The organism is Azospirillum lipoferum (assembly GCF_024170005.1).
Taxonomy (GTDB): Bacteria; Pseudomonadota; Alphaproteobacteria; order Azospirillales; family Azospirillaceae; genus Azospirillum; species Azospirillum lipoferum.
In genome coordinates, this window is sequence record NZ_JALJXJ010000002.1 from 321,319 (window position 1) to 338,655 (window position 17,337).

At 68.3% G+C, this 17,337-nt stretch carries 16 protein-coding genes; 12 read left to right on the top strand and 4 right to left on the bottom strand.

The features are described 5' to 3' along the window. Nucleotides 1-94 precede the first annotated feature (94 nt). The 4 genes from ndk to betB all read right to left on the bottom strand — a co-directional run bounded on the left by ndk (nt 95) and on the right by betB (nt 5,096). Nucleotides 95-517: a nucleoside-diphosphate kinase gene (gene ndk, locus J2848_RS05385; protein WP_012974418.1), complete on the bottom strand. Its 423-nt coding sequence runs from the start codon at nt 515-517 to the stop codon at nt 95-97. Between the two features lie 241 nt (nt 518-758). After that, nucleotides 759-1,736, bottom strand: coding sequence for a choline ABC transporter substrate-binding protein (locus J2848_RS05390; protein ID WP_149230116.1), 978 nt, complete (start codon nt 1,734-1,736; stop codon nt 759-761). A 70-nt stretch (nt 1,737-1,806) separates the two neighbouring features. After that, a complete protein-coding gene (gene betA, locus J2848_RS05395; RefSeq protein WP_425458673.1) occupies nt 1,807-3,582 on the bottom strand; it encodes a choline dehydrogenase in 1,776 nt (591 codons plus the stop codon). A 44-nt stretch (nt 3,583-3,626) separates the two neighbouring features. Then, a complete protein-coding gene (gene betB, locus J2848_RS05400) occupies nt 3,627-5,096 on the bottom strand; it encodes a betaine-aldehyde dehydrogenase (protein ID WP_149230115.1) in 1,470 nt (489 codons plus the stop codon). Between the two features lie 279 nt (nt 5,097-5,375). Between betB and J2848_RS05405 the strand changes: the two genes are divergently transcribed. The 12 genes from J2848_RS05405 (at nt 5,376) to J2848_RS05460 (ending at nt 17,332) form a co-directional block, all read left to right on the top strand. Further along, complete coding sequence (locus J2848_RS05405) at nt 5,376-7,286, top strand: ABC-F family ATP-binding cassette domain-containing protein (RefSeq protein WP_149230114.1); 1,911 nt, start codon at nt 5,376-5,378, stop codon at nt 7,284-7,286. Next, nucleotides 7,283-8,002, top strand: coding sequence for an exopolysaccharide biosynthesis protein (locus J2848_RS05410; protein WP_246193694.1), 720 nt, complete (start codon nt 7,283-7,285; stop codon nt 8,000-8,002). Before J2848_RS05405 ends, J2848_RS05410 begins: the two co-directional genes overlap by 4 nt. 39 nt (nt 8,003-8,041) lie before the next feature. Further along, the gene (locus J2848_RS05415; protein ID WP_149230113.1) at nt 8,042-8,638 is read left to right on the top strand and encodes a class I SAM-dependent methyltransferase; all 597 of its coding nucleotides are present in this window, start codon (nt 8,042-8,044) and stop codon (nt 8,636-8,638) included. A 44-nt stretch (nt 8,639-8,682) separates the two neighbouring features. Further along, nucleotides 8,683-9,075, top strand: coding sequence for a VOC family protein (locus J2848_RS05420; RefSeq protein WP_149230112.1), 393 nt, complete (start codon nt 8,683-8,685; stop codon nt 9,073-9,075). A gap of 82 nt (nt 9,076-9,157) precedes the next feature. Continuing rightward, nucleotides 9,158-9,952 carry a YdcF family protein gene (locus J2848_RS05425; RefSeq protein WP_149230111.1) on the top strand — a complete coding sequence of 265 codons (795 nt, stop codon included), beginning with the start codon at nt 9,158-9,160 and terminating at the stop codon, nt 9,950-9,952. Nucleotides 9,953-10,084: 132 nt separating this feature from the next. Further along, nucleotides 10,085-11,056: a septal ring lytic transglycosylase RlpA family protein gene (locus J2848_RS05430; protein WP_149230110.1), complete on the top strand. Its 972-nt coding sequence runs from the start codon at nt 10,085-10,087 to the stop codon at nt 11,054-11,056. An 87-nt stretch (nt 11,057-11,143) separates the two neighbouring features. Continuing rightward, nucleotides 11,144-12,346, top strand: coding sequence for a D-alanyl-D-alanine carboxypeptidase family protein (locus J2848_RS05435; protein WP_149230109.1), 1,203 nt, complete (start codon nt 11,144-11,146; stop codon nt 12,344-12,346). 11 nt (nt 12,347-12,357) lie between these two features. Next, entirely contained in the window at nt 12,358-13,005 is a 648-nt protein-coding gene (tmk, locus tag J2848_RS05440; RefSeq protein ID WP_149230108.1) for a dTMP kinase, read from the top strand. Next, on the top strand, nt 13,002-14,120 hold the full coding sequence (locus tag J2848_RS05445) for a DNA polymerase III subunit delta' (RefSeq protein WP_149230107.1): 1,119 nt from the start codon (nt 13,002-13,004) through the stop codon (nt 14,118-14,120). Before tmk ends, J2848_RS05445 begins: the two co-directional genes overlap by 4 nt. A gap of 51 nt (nt 14,121-14,171) precedes the next feature. After that, nucleotides 14,172-15,722: a methionine--tRNA ligase gene (metG, locus tag J2848_RS05450; RefSeq protein WP_149230106.1), complete on the top strand. Its 1,551-nt coding sequence runs from the start codon at nt 14,172-14,174 to the stop codon at nt 15,720-15,722. Between the two features lie 9 nt (nt 15,723-15,731). Next, nucleotides 15,732-16,526: a TatD family hydrolase gene (locus J2848_RS05455; protein ID WP_149230105.1), complete on the top strand. Its 795-nt coding sequence runs from the start codon at nt 15,732-15,734 to the stop codon at nt 16,524-16,526. 26 nt (nt 16,527-16,552) lie between these two features. After that, nucleotides 16,553-17,332 (top strand): MBL fold metallo-hydrolase, encoded by a 780-nt coding sequence (locus J2848_RS05460; RefSeq protein WP_246193735.1) that lies wholly within the window; start codon nt 16,553-16,555, stop codon nt 17,330-17,332. The last annotated feature ends 5 nt before the right edge of the window (nt 17,333-17,337 follow it).

Below are 17,337 nucleotides of genomic sequence, written 5' to 3' on the forward strand. Positions count from 1 at the left end.
ATACTGCCAGAGCTTGACGCAAAAGGCAAAAAAGGCCGCCCCCTTGCGGGAGCGGCCCTTCCGGCAAGCCTGACGCGGGGTCAAGCCTGATGGATCAGCCCACCAGTTCGATGCCGGCGAAGAAGAAGGCGATCTCCTGGGCGGCGGTCTCCGGGGCGTCCGAACCATGGACCGAGTTGGCCTCGATCGACTCGGCGAACTCCTTGCGGATGGTGCCCTCGGCGGCGTTGGCCGGGTTGGTGGCGCCCATGATCTCGCGGTTGCGGGCGATGGCGTTCTCGCCTTCCAGAACCTGCAGGACCACCGGACCGGAGATCATGAAGGAGACCAGATCGCCGAAGAACGGACGCTCGCGGTGCACACCGTAGAACTGCTCGGCCTGGGCCTTCGACAGCTGGACGCGCTTCTGGGCAACGATGCGCAGGCCGCCGTCTTCGAACTTGGCGTTGATCTTGCCGGTCAGGTTGCGGCGGGTGGCATCGGGCTTGATGATCGAGAGGGTCCGTTCGACGGCCATGGTGGTGACTCCTGCGGGAATGGGGCTTTTCGCCGATTGAAAAACACGCAGGCGCCGCCGGATGACCGGGGCGCCGGATGGGCGGCTTTATAGAGGCGCTTTCGCGGCGCGGCAAGGCGTTCGTTCGCGCTTTCAGCGCGGATCACCCGGCAGTGCGGACGCTCCAAAGAAAAAATCCGGCCGTGACGGTATCCCGCCGCGGCCGGAGTCGAGGAGGCTACTCGGATAAGAAGGTGTCAGGTCAGGACTTGGCTGCGCCCAGCTTGGCCTGCGCGGCGGCAAGACCGTCCTTGCCGTCCAGCGTGGTGACGCCGGACAGCCAAGTCTTCAGGACGGCGGGATTCTTCTTCAGCCAGTCGGCCGCCACCGCTTCCGGCTTGCGGCCGCCATTCATGATGCCGTCCATCACGGCATTCTCCATGTCCACGGTGAAGACCAGATTGGACAGGAACTTGCCGATGTTCGGGCATTCGGCGGCATAGCCCTTGCGCACGTTGGTGCTGACGGTGGCGCCGCCGAAATTCGGGCCGAACCAGTCGTCGCCGTCGGCGAGATAGGTGATGTCCATCGTCTTGTTCATCGGGTGCGGCGCCCAGCCCAGGAAGGCGATCCACTTCTTGGCCCGGACCGCCCGCTTGACCTCGGCCAGCATGCCGGCCTCGCTGGACTCCACCATCTTGAAGTCCTTCAGCCCGAAGGCGTCGGCCTTCAGCATCTTGTCGATGATCAGGTTACCGTCGTTGCCGGCCTCGATGCCATAGATCTTGCCGTCCAGCTTGTCCTTGTACTTCGCCAGATCCTTGAAGCTCTTCAGCCCGGCCTCGGCGGCGTAGGTGGGGACGGCCAGCGTGTATTTAGCGCCTTCGAGGTTGACGCGCGTCACCTCGACCGAACCGTCCTCCAGCACCGGCTTGATGAAGGTCTCCATGGTGGGCATCCAGTTGCCGAGGAAGACGTCCAGCGACTTGGTCTTCAGCCCGAGATAGACGACCGGCACCGACGAGACGCTGGTGGTCGGCTTGTAGCCCAGCGCTTCGAGCGTGACGGAGGCGAGCGCTGTCGTCGCCGCGATGTCGGTCCAGCCCACGTCGCCGAAACGCACCGCCTTGCAGGATGCCGGGTCGGCGGCCTGCGCCGTCCCTGCCGGCAGGGTGGCGGTCCCGGCCGCCAGCATCAGGCCGACGGCGAAGGCGGAGAATTTACCGAATGTCTTTGCCATATCCCTGTTCTCCTTGCTTGTGGTTATCGTTGTCGTTCTTGTCGTTTTTGTCGTGGGGAGCGCGCGGGTCTCAGGCCCGCCGCCGCTGGTCCTTCTGAATCTCCTTCTGCGTCATGGCGGCCTCGGCGACGTAATAGGGCACGTCGGCGCGCGGCAGCGGCGGACGGCCGCGTACCGCGTCGGCCAGCTTTTCCGCCATCATGATGGTGGGCGCGTTCAGGTTGCCGGTGATGATGCGCGGCATGATCGAGGCGTCGATGACGCGCAGCCCCTCCAGCCCATGCACCCGGCCCTGGCCGTCCACCACCGCGTTGTCGTCGGTCCCCATCCGGCAGGTGCCGCAGGGGTGATAGGCGGTCTCGGCGTGATGGCGGACGAAGGCGTCGAGGTCGGCGTCGGTGACGCAATGGGCGCCGGGGCTGATCTCCTCGCCGCGGTAGGGGGCCAGGGCGCGCTGGCGCATGATGTCGCGGGTGATGCGGATGCCGGCGCGGAACTCCTGCCAGTCCTGCGGATCGGCCATGTAGTTGAACAGGATGCTGGGCGCCTGCCCCGGATCGCGCGAGCGGGCATGGACGCGCCCCTTGCTGGGCGAGCGCATCGAGCCGACATGGGCCTGGAAGCCGTGCGCCTCCACCGCGTTGGTGCCGTTGTAGCTGATGGCGACGGGGAGGAAGTGATACTGGATGTTGGGCCAGGGCACGTCGTCGCCGGTGCGGATGAAGCCGCCGGCCTCGAACTGGTTGCTGGCGCCGATGCCGGTGCCCAGGAACAGCCATTCGGCGCCGATGGCCGGCTGGTTCCACCATTTCAGCGCGGGATAGAGCGACACCGGCTGGCGGCAGTGATACTGGATGTACATCTCCAGATGGTCCTGGAGATCGCCGCCGACCCCCGGCAGGTCGAGCACCGTCTGCACCCCAAGTTCGCGCAGCAGCGGCGACGGCCCCACGCCCGAGCGTTGCAGGATCGCCGGCGAGGCGATGGCCCCGGCGCACAGCAGCACCTCCCGCCGCGCCCGCGCCGTCACCGGCGTGCCGTTGCGCAGATAGGCGACGCCGACGGCGCGGCGGCCGTCGAACAGGATGCGGTCGGTCAGCGCGTGGGTGACGATGGTCAGCCCCGGCCGCTCCCGCGCCCGGTCGAGATAGCCGCGGGCGGTGCTGCACCGCCGCCCGCGTGCGGTCACCGTGCGGTCCATCGGGCCGAAGCCTTCCTGGCGGTAGCCGTTCAGATCGTCGGTGCGGCCGTAGCCGGCCTGCGCCCCCGCCTCCACCATCGCCTCGTAGAGCGGGTTGACGCCCGGCTTGGCGGTGGTGACGAACAGCGGGCCGTCGCCGCCATGATAGGCGTTGGGACCGACGTCGCGCGTCTCCGCCTTGCGGAAATAGGGCAGGCAGTCGAGATAGCTCCAGTCCTCCAGACCCGGAAGCTCGGCCCAGCCGTCATAATCCAGCGCGTTGCCGCGGATGTAGCACATGCCGTTGATCAGCGACGACCCGCCCAGCCCCTTGCCGCGCCCGCACTCCATCCGGCGGTTGTCCATGTGCGGTTCGGGTTCGGTCTCGTAGGCCCAGTTGTAGCGGCGGCCCTGGAGCGGGAAGGCCAGCGCCGCCGGCATCTGGGTGCGGTAGTCCAGCCGGTGGTCGGGTCCGCCCGCCTCCAGCAGCAGGACGCTGACCCCCGCATCCTCCGTCAGGCGGCAGGCCAGCACGTTGCCGGCCGACCCGGCGCCGACGATGATGTAGTCATACTCGCGCACCGCGGAGGCGATGGCAGACATGGCGTCGGGCATGGCGGTGCCGTTCTCCGGCGCAGCGGCTCCGGAGGTCTGTGGATTCGACATCGAACACCCCTTCTGTAAAAAGCGGGCTACCCTGAAAGACGGGCTCAGAACACCGAGGCGTAGGGTCCCAACTCGACCTGGACCGACTTGAGGCGGGTGTAATGGTCGAGCGTCTCGACCCCGTTCTCGCGGCCGATGCCCGACTGCTTGTAGCCGCCGACCGGCATCTCCGGCGGCGATTCACCCCAGGCATTGATCCAGCAGATGCCGGCCTCCAGCCGGTGGATCACCCGGTGGGCACGGGCCAGATCGCTGGTGACCAGCCCGGCGGCGAGGCCGTAGCTGGTGGCGTTGGCCCGGGTGACGACCTCCTCCTCGTCGTCGAAGGTCAGGATCGACAGGACCGGGCCGAAGATCTCCTCGCGCACGATGGTCATGCCGTCGTGGCAGTCGGTGAAGACGGTGGGCGCCACATAGGCGCCGCGGGCGAAGGCGGCCCCCTCCGGAACGCCGCCGCCGGCCAGCAGCCGGGCGCCCTCCGCCTTGCCGGCCTCGATGTAGCGCAGCACCTTGTCGCGGTGGGGGAAGCTGGCGAGCGGGCCGAAATTGGTGTCGGGGTCGAGCGGATCGCCGATACGGATGCGGCGCACGCGGACCATCAGCCGCTCCTCGAACGCCGCCGCGATGCTGCGGTGGACGAACACGCGGGTGCCGTTGGTGCAGACCTGGCCGGAGCTGTAGAAGTTCGCCATCATGGCGATGTCGGCGGCGCGGTCGAGGTCGGCATCGGCGAAGACGATCAGCGGCGACTTCCCGCCCAGCTCCATCGTCACGTCCTTCAGGGTCGATCCGCCCGCCGCGGCCATCACCCGCTTGCCGGTCTCCACCCCACCGGTGAAGGACAGCTTCTCGATGCCGGGATGGGCGGCCAGCAGGGCGCCGACCCGGCCATCGCCCTGGACGACGTTGAACACGCCGTCGGGCAGGCCGGCCTCGCTGTAGATCGCCGCCAGATGGAGAGCGGTCAGCGGAGTCACCTCGCTCGGCTTGAAGATCATGGCGTTGCCGGCGGCCAGCGCCGGGGCCGATTTCCACAGCGCGATCTGGATCGGGTAGTTCCAGGCGCCGATCCCGGCCACCACCCCCAGCGGCTCCCGACGCGTATAGACGAAGGAGGTGGGGCGCAGCGGGATCTGCCGCCCTTCCAGCGCCGGGGCGAGGCCGGCGTAATATTCCAGCACATCGGCGCCGGTAACGATGTCGACCGCCCGCGTCTCGCTCAGCGGCTTGCCGGTGTCGAGGGTTTCGATCTCCGCCAGCGCGTCGTTGCGCTCGCGCAGCAGGGCGACGGCCCGGCGCAACACCCGCGACCGCTCCATCGCCGTCATGGCTGCCCACACCGCCTGTCCGGCGCGGGCGCTGTCGACAGCGCGGTCGATCTCCGCGGATGTCGCCTGCGCGACCTCGGCCAGCGTTTCCCCGGTCGCCGGATTGACGGTGGCGAAGCGCTCCGCCCCCTCTCCCTCAACGGGACGACCGTGGATGTAATGGGCCTGCCGTCCGAACCGCATCATGTCCCCTCTCCCAAATTCCCGGGTTCTGAGTGGATTGGAGGTCAGCATTTCAATTCCGGAACACAGCTTGATTTTTATTGATTGGACGTTCAATTAAAAAAGAACGGGTGGCGGTTCCATTCTCCGAAATGGTCGTGTTCGAACAAACCCGCCGGGCCATGGCCGGCCGCGGCAGCGGCGATCGGGCTGTCCCGCGCGGGACAAAGCCGTGCCATTCGCGGGCCATCCGCCCGGCCCCGCTTCAAATCGGCGCCCCCTCGTGCTACATCCTCGCGCGCTATGCTGCACATCAATGACCTGACCTTCCGCTTCGGCGGCCGAGTGTTGTTCGACCATGCGACGGCGGTGGTGCCCAAGGGGCACCGCGTGGCGCTGGTCGGACGCAACGGCACCGGGAAATCGACCCTGCTGAAGCTGATCTCGGGCCAGCTGCAAACCGATGCCGGTGCCGTCACCCTGCCGGCCGGCATGCGGATGGGCATGGTGGCGCAGGAGGCCCCCAGCGGCCCGACCACGCTGATCGACGCCGTGCTGGCCGCCGACACCGAACGCACCGCCCTGCTGGCGGAGGCCGAAACGGCGACCGACCCGATGCGCATCGGCGAAATCCACGCCCGGCTCGCCGACATCGAGGCGCATTCCGCGCCGTCACGCGCCGCACAGGTGCTGTCGGGCCTGGGCTTCGATGCCGAGGCGCAACAGCGGCCCTGTTCGGATTTCTCCGGCGGCTGGCGGATGCGCGTGGCGCTGGCCGGCGTGCTGTTCTCCCGCCCTGACCTGCTGCTGCTGGACGAGCCGACCAACCATCTCGACCTCGAAGCGACCATCTGGCTCGAGGGCTATCTGAAGAACTACCCGCACACCATCCTGCTGGTCAGCCACGACCGCGAGCTGCTGAACGCGGTGCCAACCACGACGATCCACATCGACCAGGGCAAGCTCGTCACCTACAGCGGCAATTACGACCAGTTCCTGGCGCAGCGCCGCGCCAACCAGGAACGGCTGGCCTCCATGGCCGCCAAGCAGGAGGCGCGGCGCAAGCACATGATGTCCTACGTCGACCGCTTTCGCTTCAAGGCCAGCAAGGCCCGTCAGGCGCAGAGCCGCCTGAAGCTGCTGGAGAAGATGGAATCGGTCACGCTGATGGAGGACGATCCCGAGGTCGTCTTCAACTTCCCGCCGCCCGACGAGCTGGCGCCGCCGCTGATCGCGCTGGAAGGGGTCAGCATCGGCTATGGCGACAAGGTGATCCTGCGGCGCGTCAACCTGCGCATCGACATGGAGGACCGCATCGGCCTGCTGGGCGCCAACGGCAACGGCAAGTCGACGCTGGTCAAGCTGCTGGCCAACCGGCTCCAGCCGATGGCCGGCGAGATGCGGCGCCCGCCCAAGCTGCGCATCGGCTATTTCGCCCAGCATCAGGCCGAGGAACTCGACCTGTCGCTGACGCCGATCCAGCAGACCCAGCGCATCATGCCGCTGGCGCTGGAGGAGAAGGTGCGCGCCCATCTCGGCCGCTTCGGCTTCCCCCAGGTGAAGGCGGAAACCAAGATCGCCAGCCTGTCCGGCGGCGAGAAGGCGCGGCTTCTGCTGGCGCTGATGAGCCGGGAAGTCCCGCACATCCTGATGCTGGACGAACCGACCAACCATCTGGACATCGACAGCCGCGAGGCGCTGATCGAGGCGATCAACGATTTCCCCGGCGCCGTCATCATCATCAGCCACGATCCCCACCTGATCGAGATGACGGTGGACCGGCTGCTGCTGGTCGCCGACGGCACGGTGCAGGCCTATGACGGCGATCTGGACGACTACCGCCGCTATCTGCTCGACCGCGCCAAGGCGGAGCGCGCCGCAGCGAAGAATGATGGCGCCAAGGGCGGTGCCGAGCGCGATGCCGGGCCGAACAAGAAGGACCAGCGCCGGGCGGCGGCCGAGGCGCGCACCGCGCTGGCGCCCCTGAAGCGCAAGGCCACCGACGCGGAAGCGCTGGTGACCAAGCTGAGCGAGGAGAAGCGCAAGATCGAGGCGAAGATGGCCGACCCGGCGCTCTACACCGGCCCGTCCGACAAGCTGACCAAGCTGCAGATCGACCTGGGCACGGTTGAGAAGAAGCTGGCAACCGCCGAGGAGACCTGGCTGGAGGCGCTCGAACTCTACGAGAGCGCCGCGGCGGAGGCCGGCGTTTGAACGCCCGCCGGCACATCGACCACTCCGGCGCCGGCGATCAGGCGGAGATGGAGCGGGCGGAGATGGAGCAGGACGGCACCATCGCCCTGCCGACCGTCTGCGACGGGGAGGAGGAGGAGCGGACGTCCGACGTGCTGGCCCGCTTCCGCGCCAACCTGCCGGCCGGGCGGGTCACGCTGGGCGATCTGATCCGGGCGCTGGGCGACCGCTCGCTCGGCACCATCCTGCTGGCCCTGTCGCTGCCGACCATCGCCCCGGTGCCGCTCGGCGTGTCCTGCCTGTTCGACCTGCCGATCGTGCTCTACACCGCCCAGATGGCCTTCGGCCGGCGCGGGGCGGGGCTGCCGGACTGGCTGCTGCGTCGGTCGATCGGCACCCGGCTGGCGGCGCGGACGCTGGACGCCGCCATGCCGCGGCTGGTGTGGATCGAACGGATGCTGAAGCCGCGGCTGCACCGGCTCGCCCGCATCGACCAGGAACGCTGGTTCGGGCTGCTGCTGTTCATCCTGACGCTGACCTGCATCGTGCCGCTGCCGCTGACCGGCTGGCTGCCGGGCTTCGCCCTGGTGCTGATCTCGCTGGGGCTGATCGAGCGCGACGGCGGCGCCATCGGCGTCGGGCTGGGGCTGACCGCGGCGGCGCTGGTGTTTTTTGGACTGGTGGCCAGCAGCCTGTCATACGCCGGTCACCAACTTCTGGCAGCAACTCTGCATTAGGGGCAGCCGCCGGGCCGTCCCGATCCAGGGAGGCCTTGCATGAGCGAGAAGATCGAGACGGCACCCGCCCCGCTTTCCGAGTCCTGGCTGTTCTTCCGCCGCTGGCTGGCCGACCCCTGGGCGATGGGGTCGGTAGCCCCCTCCTCCCAGGCGCTGCGCCGCCGCATCACCCGCGAGATCCGCCGCGAGCCGGACGAGGTCGTGGTGGAGTTCGGCGGCGGCACCGGGCCGATCACCGCGGCGATGCTGGAGGCCGGCATTCCGGCCGACCGGCTCTACAGCTTCGAGATCGACCGCGACCTCGCCCGCCATCTGCGCGCCCGCTGCCCGGATGTCACCGTCATCGCCGACGACTGCCGCAAGGCGCCGGAGCTACTGGGCGAGGCGCTGTGCGGCAAGGTCGGCACGGTGGTGATCGGCATCCCGATGATCACCTTCCCGCTGGAGTTCCAGCGCGAGGTGCTGGACGCCACCTTCCGCATCCTGCGGCCGGGCGGGCGCTTCCTGCTCTACAGCTTCATGCCGCATTCGCCGCTGAACCGCGAGGCGCTGGGGCTGACGGGGGAGCGGCTGGGCTTCACCCTGCGCAATTTGCCGCCGGCATCGGTCTGGGGATACCGGCGCGCCGGGGAATGATAGGGTCTCTCCGTCCGGTCACGTCACAACCAGCGAGAGCCTCCATGAAATTCGGCTATACGATCCTCTATGTTCCCGACGTCGCGGCTTCGCTGGCCTTCTTCGAGAAGGCTTTCGGGCTGAGCCGCCGCTTCCTCGCCGAGACGGGCGACTATGGCGAGCTGGACACCGGCTCCACCACCCTGTCCTTCGCCAGCCAGGAACTGGCATTGTCGCACCACCCCGCCGGCTATGTGTTCGCCAGCGCCAGCGAGAAGCCGCTGGGCGTCGAGATCGCTCTGGTCACCGGCGACGTGGAGGCGGCGCATGCGACGGCGCTGGCCGCCGGCGCCACCGAACTGGCGCCGCCGAAGGCCATGCCCTGGGGACAGACGGTGTCCTTCATCCGCTGTCCCGACGGCACCCTGGTGGAACTCTGCACGCCGGTCGGCGGCTGACGGCGCCGGGGCCCGCGCGGTTGCCCCGCCCCGACCGCCCCGCTTATGCTTCGCCTCCTCGCCCACCATCGTGAGCCTGCCGGTGCTGTCCTTCATCCTGTCGAAGCTGCTGTGGGGAATCTTCGCGCCCGGCAATGCATTGGTGCTGGCGGTGGCTCTGGGCGCGCTGCTGTGGCGGACGCGGCGCTGGCAGCGGGCGGGCCGGCGGCTGGTGACGCTGGCAGTGCTGCTGCTTCTGCTGGTCATGTATACCGGCCTGGGCGCGCTGATCGCCCTGCCGCTGGAGAACCGTTTCCCGCGGGCGGAGCCGGAGGGGCGGATCGACGGCATCATCATGCTGGGCGGCGCGCTCAACCCGCCGATCACCGCCGACCGCGGCGATCCCTCGCTGAACGAGGCGGCGGAGCGGATCCTGGGCTTCGCCGACCTCGTCCGCCGCCATCCGGAGGCCAAGGCCGTCTTCACCGGTGGGTCGGGCCGGCTGCTGGCGCCGGATCTGAAGGAGGACATCACCGCCCGCGCCGCCCTGCTCCAGGCCGGCATTCCCGCCGACCGTGTGCTCTACGAGGCGGAGTCCCGCAATACCTGGGAGAACGCCGTCCTCAGCAAGGAGATGGTCAAGCCACAGCCGGGGGAACGCTGGATCCTCGTCACCTCGGCCATGCACATGCCGCGGTCGGTCGGCATCTTCCGCGCCGTCGGCTGGGAGGTGATCCCCTACCCCGTCGACTACCGCACCAAGCACGACGCCACGCCCTGGCTGCGCTTCGAGTTCGGGCAGAATCTGGTAATCCTCGACGATGCGGTGCGGGAGTGGATCGGACTGACCGCCTATCGGCTGATGGGCCGCACCGACAGCCTGTTCCCCGGCCCCTGACGGTTCAGCCTGCATCCGGGCTGTGTCATCGTACCGCCGCCGCGTTCGAGCCATTGGCGCGGCGATGCCACTCCGCTAGAGTGCCGCCGCCCTGGCGGTCGGGCCGGGTCGGGGATGGAAGGAATTTATCGGATGCGTCGCTGGCGCGGGGTGAGCAGGGTCGTCGTGCTGGTCGGCGTGGCAGCGCTCGCCGCCTGTGCGCAGAAGCCCGCCGGCACCGGCTCGGGCCTTCCGACCAGCGGCATCTACAAGGTGGGAAAGCCCTATCAGATCAATGGCGTCTGGTATTACCCCAAGGAAGACTTCAGCTACGACGAGACCGGCATCGCCTCGTGGTACGGCCCCGGCTTCCATGAGAAGAACACCGCCAACGGCGAGATCTACGACCAGAACGAGCTGACCGCCGCGCACAAGACGCTGCCGATGCCGAGCTTGGTGCGGGTCACCAACCTGGACAACGGCCGGTCGATCGTCGTGCGCGTCAACGACCGCGGCCCCTATGCCAACGGCCGCATCATCGACATGTCGCGCCGCGGCGCCCAGTTGCTGGGTTTCGACGGCCCCGGCACCGCCAAGGTACGCGTGCAGATCCTGGCGGAGGAAAGCCGCGCCATCGCCGCCGCGGCGCGTCAGGGCACGCCCGCCCCGCTGCTGGCCGAGGTCGACGGCCCGCCGCCGAAGGCCGCCCCACGCGGCCGGATCGAGGTGAGCGGACCGTCCGGGCCGGTGACGACCCTCGCCGCATCCACCGGTGCGCCCCGCCCGGCGGTGGTCGGCGCACCAATTCCGCCGCCGGCCACCGTCGCCGGCAGCATGGCCGAGGGCCGCTTCGTACCGGCTCCGGTGGTGGCGCAATTGCCGGTGAAGGCGCAGGAGGCCATCTATGTGCAGGTCGGCGCCTTCGGCAGCGAGGAGAATGTGGCGAAGGCCCGCGCCCGCCTGTCCTCCATCGGCCAGCGCGCCAGCGTCAGCCAGACACGGTCGGCCGGCATGACCCTGCACCGTGTCCGCGTCGGACCGCTGGACAGCGTCGACCGGGCGGACAGCCTGTTGAACCAGATCATCCAGGCCGGCCTTACGGAGGCCAAAATCGTGGTGGATTGATCCGGCCACCCGACCTTTACCCCGGCCGCTCTTCACGAGCGCCAGCGACCCAATGCCTGTACCGAGTGCCCTTGGAGGATTGTTGCCATGAACGCTGTTGTCGTCCGCCTGAGTGCCGTTTTCGGCCGTTCCGTTGCCGCCTCGATTGGAATGGCGGCCGGAATCGCGATGGCCGGGGCCACGATTGGCGCCGGCTTCACCACGGTTCCGGTCCAGGCCGCGACCCTCGACACCATCGCCAAGCAGGCGATCCTGGTCGATCTGACCTCCGACACCGTGCTGTTCGAGAAGAATGCCGACGAGCGCATGGCGCCCTCGTCGATGAGCAAGATCATGACCGCCTACATGGTGTTCGAGGCGATCAAGGGCGGCCGCCTGACGCTGGAGAGCACCCTGCCGGTCAGCGAGCGGGCGTGGCGGATGCAGGGCTCCAAGATGTTCGTGGAGCTTCACAACAACATCAAGGTCGACGACCTGCTGAAGGGCATGATCGTCCAGTCCGGCAACGACGCCTGCATCGTGCTGGCCGAGGGGCTGGCCGGGTCGGAGCAGTCCTTCGCCGAACAGGCGACCAAGCGCGCGCGGGAACTGGGGCTGAAGAACAGCAACTTCACCAACGCCACCGGCTGGCCCGACCCCAACCACTATATGACCGCCCGCGATCTGGCGATCCTGGCCGAACGGCTGATCAAGGACTTCCCCGAATTCTACAAGTACGATTCGATCCGGGAGTTCAAGTATCACGGCATCACCCAGGGCAACCGCAACCCGCTGCTCTACCGCAACATGAACGTCGACGGCCTGAAGACCGGCCACACCGACGCCGGCGGCTATGGCCTGACGGCGTCGGGCGAGCGCGAGGGGCGCCGGCTGCTGCTGGTGGTCAACGGCCTGCCCAGCATGCAGGCGCGCGCCGACGAATCGGCCCGGCTGATCGAATGGGGCTTCCGCGAATTCGCCTCCTACACCCTCTACAAGGGCGGCGAGACGATCGAGCAGGTGCCGGTCTGGCTGGGCGAGCAGGACATGGTCCCCGTCACCGTGCCGCAGAACCTGAGCGTCACCATGGCCCGCGCCGACCGCCCGGGCATGAAGGTGTCGCTGGTCAGCAACGCCCCGGTCGCCGCCCCGATCAAGAAGGGCGACACCGTCGGCAAGCTGGTGATCTCCGCCCCCGGCTTCCCGGGCAAGGAGGTGCCGGTGGTGGCCGCGCAGGACGTGCCGAAGGCCGGCATCTTCGGCCGCGCCTTCGCCGCCGCCAAGTATCTCGTCTTCGGCAACAGCCTGTGACCGTGACGACGATGCCGACCTCTTCGAATCGCGGCCGCTTCATCACGCTGGAAGGCGGCGAAGGGGCCGGCAAGTCGACGCAGTTGCGCCGTCTGGCCGAAGCCCTGCGCGCCTGCGGCATCGCGGTGGAGACCACGCGCGAGCCGGGCGGATCGCCGGGGGCGGAGGAAATCCGCGGCCTGCTGGTGACCGGCGAGACCGGCCGCTGGAGCCCGGTGACGGAGGCGCTGCTGCACACCGCCGCCCGCCGCGACCATCTGGAACGGACGGTGTGGCCGGCGCTGGCAGAGGGCAAGTGGGTGCTGTGCGACCGCTTCTTCGACAGCACCATGGCCTATCAGGGTTACGGGCTGGGGCTGGGACGCGAGCTGGTGGAGACGTTGCAGCGGGCGGCGCTGGGCGAGTTCCGGCCCGACCTGACGCTGATCCTGGACATCGACGTGGGCAAGGGCCTGCGCCGGGCCGCCTCCCGCCATGGCGGCGAGGACCGTTACGAGCGGATGGACATCGGCTTTCACCAGCGGCTGCGCGACGGCTTCCTCGACATCGCCCGGCGGGAGCCGGAGCGCTGCGCGGTGGTGGATGCAGACACCGATCTGGACGGCGTGCAGGCCCGCGTATGGGATAATGTCGCGACCCGGCTGGGGCTGGAGTCGTGAGCAAGGCGCGAACCCCCGCCCCGGCGGCTCCCGCCGCGGAAGAGGCACTGGCGCCCCGGCGCAACCCGGACCTCGTCGGGCATGAGGAGGCGGAACGGCTGCTGCTGGAGGCCTGGAATTCCGGCCGGCTGCCGCATGCCTGGCTGATCGGCGGCACGCCCGGCATCGGCAAGGCGACGCTGGCCTTCCGCTTCGCCCGTTTCGTCCTGGCGCAGGATCCGCCCGGCGACAGCCTGTTCGGCGGGAGCGCTCCGGTCACGTCGCTGCACATCGGCCCCGACCATCCGGTGTTCCGCCGGGTGGCGTCGGGCGGCCATGCCGACCTGCTGACCATCGAACGCCAGCGCGACGAGAAGAAGGGCCGGCTGAAGCGCGACATCGCCGTCGACGACGTGCGCAGGATCGGCCCCTTCCTGCGCCGCACCTCGGCGGAAGGCGGCTGGCGCGTCGCGGTGATCGACGGCGCCGACCGCATGAACCTGAGCGGCCTGAACGCCATCCTGAAGATCCTGGAGGAGCCGCCGCCCGGCGCCCTGCTGCTGCTGGTCAGCGACAATCCCGGCGGCATGCTGCCGACCATCCGCTCGCGCTGCCGCAAGCTGACGCTGAAGCCGCTGGCGGAAGAGACGGTGATCGACCTGCTGGGCCAGCACCGGCCCGATATCGCCGCCGACGACCGCCCGGCGCTGGCCCGGCTGTCGGAGGGCAGCGTCGGCCGCGCCATCGATCTGGCCGATGCCGGCGGTCTGGCGCTCTACCGCGAGATGATCGGGCTGCTGTCCGACCTGCCGCGCATCGACATCGTCGCGGCGCACGCCTTCGGCGACAAGCTGATCCGCAAACAGGATGACGGGATGTACGAGACGGCGACGGAACTGCTGGTCTGGTGGCTGGCCCGCTTCGCCCGCTCGCTCGCCCGCGGGTCCTGGCCGGCGGAGGTGGTGCCGGGCGAGGCTGCCCTGATGACCCGGTTGGCCAACGCCCGCGGTCTTGAACGTTGGGTGGAGGTGTGGGAAAAGGTTCAGCGTCTTTTCGCGCGCGCGGAATCCGCAAACCTGGACCGCAAGCAGGTGGTCCTGAACGCCCTGTCGGCGCTGGAAACGGCAGCCGCCTAGGGTTATTTCAGAACCTGCCGGTTGAACCTGACTTGAAAGAAAGTGCCGCAAATGGCCGGGCCGAAGACCTTCTACCTGACGACGCCGATCTATTACGTGAACGACGTGCCGCACATCGGCCACGCCTACACGACGCTCGCCTGCGACGTCCTCGCCCGGTTCATGCGCCTCGACGGCTATGACGTGAAGTTCCTGACCGGCACCGACGAGCACGGCCAGAAGGTGGAGAAGTCGGCGGAGAAGGCCGGCATCGCGCCGCAGGAGTTCACCGACCGGGTGTCGCAGAACTTCCGCGATCTCGTGTCGCTGATGAACTATTCCAACGACGACTTCATCCGCACCACCGAGCCGCGCCATGTCGCGTCGGTGCAGGCGCTGTGGACGGTGCTGAAGGACAAGGGCGAGATTTATCTGGGGTCCTACGCCGGCTGGTACTCGGTTCGCGACGAAGCCTTCTATGGCGAGGACGAGCTGACCACCAATGCCGAGGGCAAGAAGATCGCCCCGACCGGCGCCGAGTGCGAATGGGTGGAGGAGCCGTCCTACTTCTTCAAGCTCTCGGCCTGGCAGGACCGGCTGATCGAGTTCTATGAGCAGAACCCCGATTTCATCGCGCCGGCCGGCAAGCGCAACGAGGTGATGGCCTTCGTCAAGTCGGGCCTGAAGGATCTGTCGGTCAGCCGCACCACCTTCAAGTGGGGCATCCCGGTGCCGGGCGACGACGCCCACATCATGTATGTCTGGCTCGACGCGCTGGCGAACTACATCACCGCCGTCGGCTATCCCGACACCACGGGCGACTATGCCAAATACTGGCCGGCCGACCTGCACATGGTCGGCAAGGACATCCTGCGCTTCCACGCCGTCTACTGGCCGGCCTTCCTGATGGCCGCCGGCCTCCAGCCGCCCCGCCGTGTGTTCGCCCATGGCTGGTGGACGATCGAAGGCCAGAAGATGTCGAAGTCGCTTGGCAACGTCATCGCGCCGGATACGCTGGTCAACACCTACGGCCTCGACCAGACCCGCTATTTCCTGCTGCGCGAGGTGCCGTTCGGCAATGACGGCGACTTCTCGCACAAGCAGATGGTCAACCGGATCAACGGCAACCTCGCCAACGACTACGGCAATCTGGTGCAGCGCGTCCTGTCGATGATCGGCAAGAACTGCGGCGCCGCCGTGCCGACGCCGGGCGCCTTCACCGAAGCCGACAACGCGCTGCTCGGCTCGGCCTACGGCATGCTCGACATCGTCCGGGCGGAGATCAAGGCGCAGGCCTTCCACAAGGCGCTGGACGCCATCTGGGCCGTGGTCGGCGACGCCAACCGCTATGTCGACGAACAGGCGCCGTGGGCGCTGAAGAAGACCGACCCGGCGCGCATGGCGACCGTACTGTATGTGCTGGCCGAGACGATCCGCCATCTCGCCATCCTGACCCAGCCGGTGATGCCGGACGCCTCCGCCCGGATCCTCGACCTGCTGGCGCTGGGTGCGGATGCGCGCGGCTTCGGCACGCTGGGTCCGTTGGGGGCGCTGGTCGCCGGCACGCCGCTGCCGACGCCGCAGGGCGTCTTCCCGCGCTACGTCGAAGAACCGAAGGTCTGAGTTCCGCTTATGCTCGTCGACAGCCATTGCCATCTCGACTTTCCCGATTTCGCCGAAGAGCTGGACGCGGTCGTCGACCGCGCCCGGCAGGCCGGCATCGGGCGGATGGTCACCATCTGCACCTACATCAGCCGCTTCGACCGCATCCTGGCGGTGGCCGAACGCTATGACGACATCCTCTGCACGGTGGGGGTCCATCCCCATCAGGCGCAGGAGGAGTTCGCCATCACCACCGTCGACAAGCTGGTGGAGCTGTCGCGCCATCCCAAGGTGATCGGGCTGGGCGAGACCGGGCTGGACTACTTCTACGACAAGAGCCCGCGCGACCAGCAGCAGGAGTGCTTCCGCCGGCACATCCGCGCCAGCCTGGAGACCGGCCTGCCGCTGATCATCCACACCCGCGACGCCGACGACGACACCATGCGGATCGTCAAGGAGGAAGCGGCCGGGCAGAAAGTGAAGGGGCTGCTGCACTGCTTCAGCTCCGGCCGGGCGCTGGCGGAGGAGGCGGTGGAGTACGGCTTCACCCTGTCGCTGTCGGGGATCGTCACCTTCAAGAAATCGGAAGATCTGCGCGCCATCGTGAAGGACGTGCCGCTCGACCGCCTCCTGGTGGAGACGGACGCGCCCTATCTGGCGCCGATCCCCTTCCGCGGCAAGCGCAACGAGCCGGCCTATGTCGCCCACACAGCATCCTGCGTGGCGGAGGTTAAGGGGGTGTCGGCCGACGAGCTGGCCCGCGTCACCACCGAGAACTTCTTCCGCCTGTTCGACAAGGCGCCCCAAGACAAGGCCGCTGCATGAGTGTGGACGGCGCATCATCCGGGACGATGCGCGTGACCGTCCTTGGCTGCGGCGGGTCGCGCGGCGTGCCGGCGATCGCCGGTGTTCCCGGTGGCCAATGGGGCCGCTGCGATCCCGCCAATCGCAAGAACCGCCGCATGCGCCCGTCGGTTCTGGTGGAGAGCGGCAGCGTCTCGGTTCTGGTCGACACCTCCCCCGACCTGCGGCAGCAGTTGCTGGACAGCGGCTGTGCGCGGCTGGATGCCGTGCTGTGGACGCACCAGCATGCCGACCATTGCCACGGCATCGACGAAGTCCGCGAGATCTGCCGGCAGATGCATGCGCCGATTGACGCCTATGGCTGGGACGAGCATCTGCGCGACATCGAGACGCGCTTTCCCTACTGTTTCGATCCACTGCCGGAGGGCTATCCCTTCTACCGTCCGGTGCTGAAGGCGCACCGCATCGACGGGCCGTTCAGCGTGAAGGGGCTGGGGATCACGCCGTTCGAGCAGGACCACGGCTATATGCGGACGGTCGGCTACCGGTTCGGCAGCTTCGCCTATTCGACCGACGTGGTGCGGCTGGACGACCGCGCGTTCGAGGCGCTGGCGGGGGTCGATACCTGGATGGTCGACTGCGGCCGGATCGAGCCGCCGCATCCGGTGCACGCGCACTTGGCGCTGACGCTGGAATGGATCGAACGGGTGAAGCCGCGCCGGGCCTACCTGACCCACATGGACAACACGATGGACTACGACAGCCTGCGGCGGATCCTGCCGGCGGGGGTCGAGCCGGCTTACGACGGGCTGGTGATCGAGGTATAGAACTC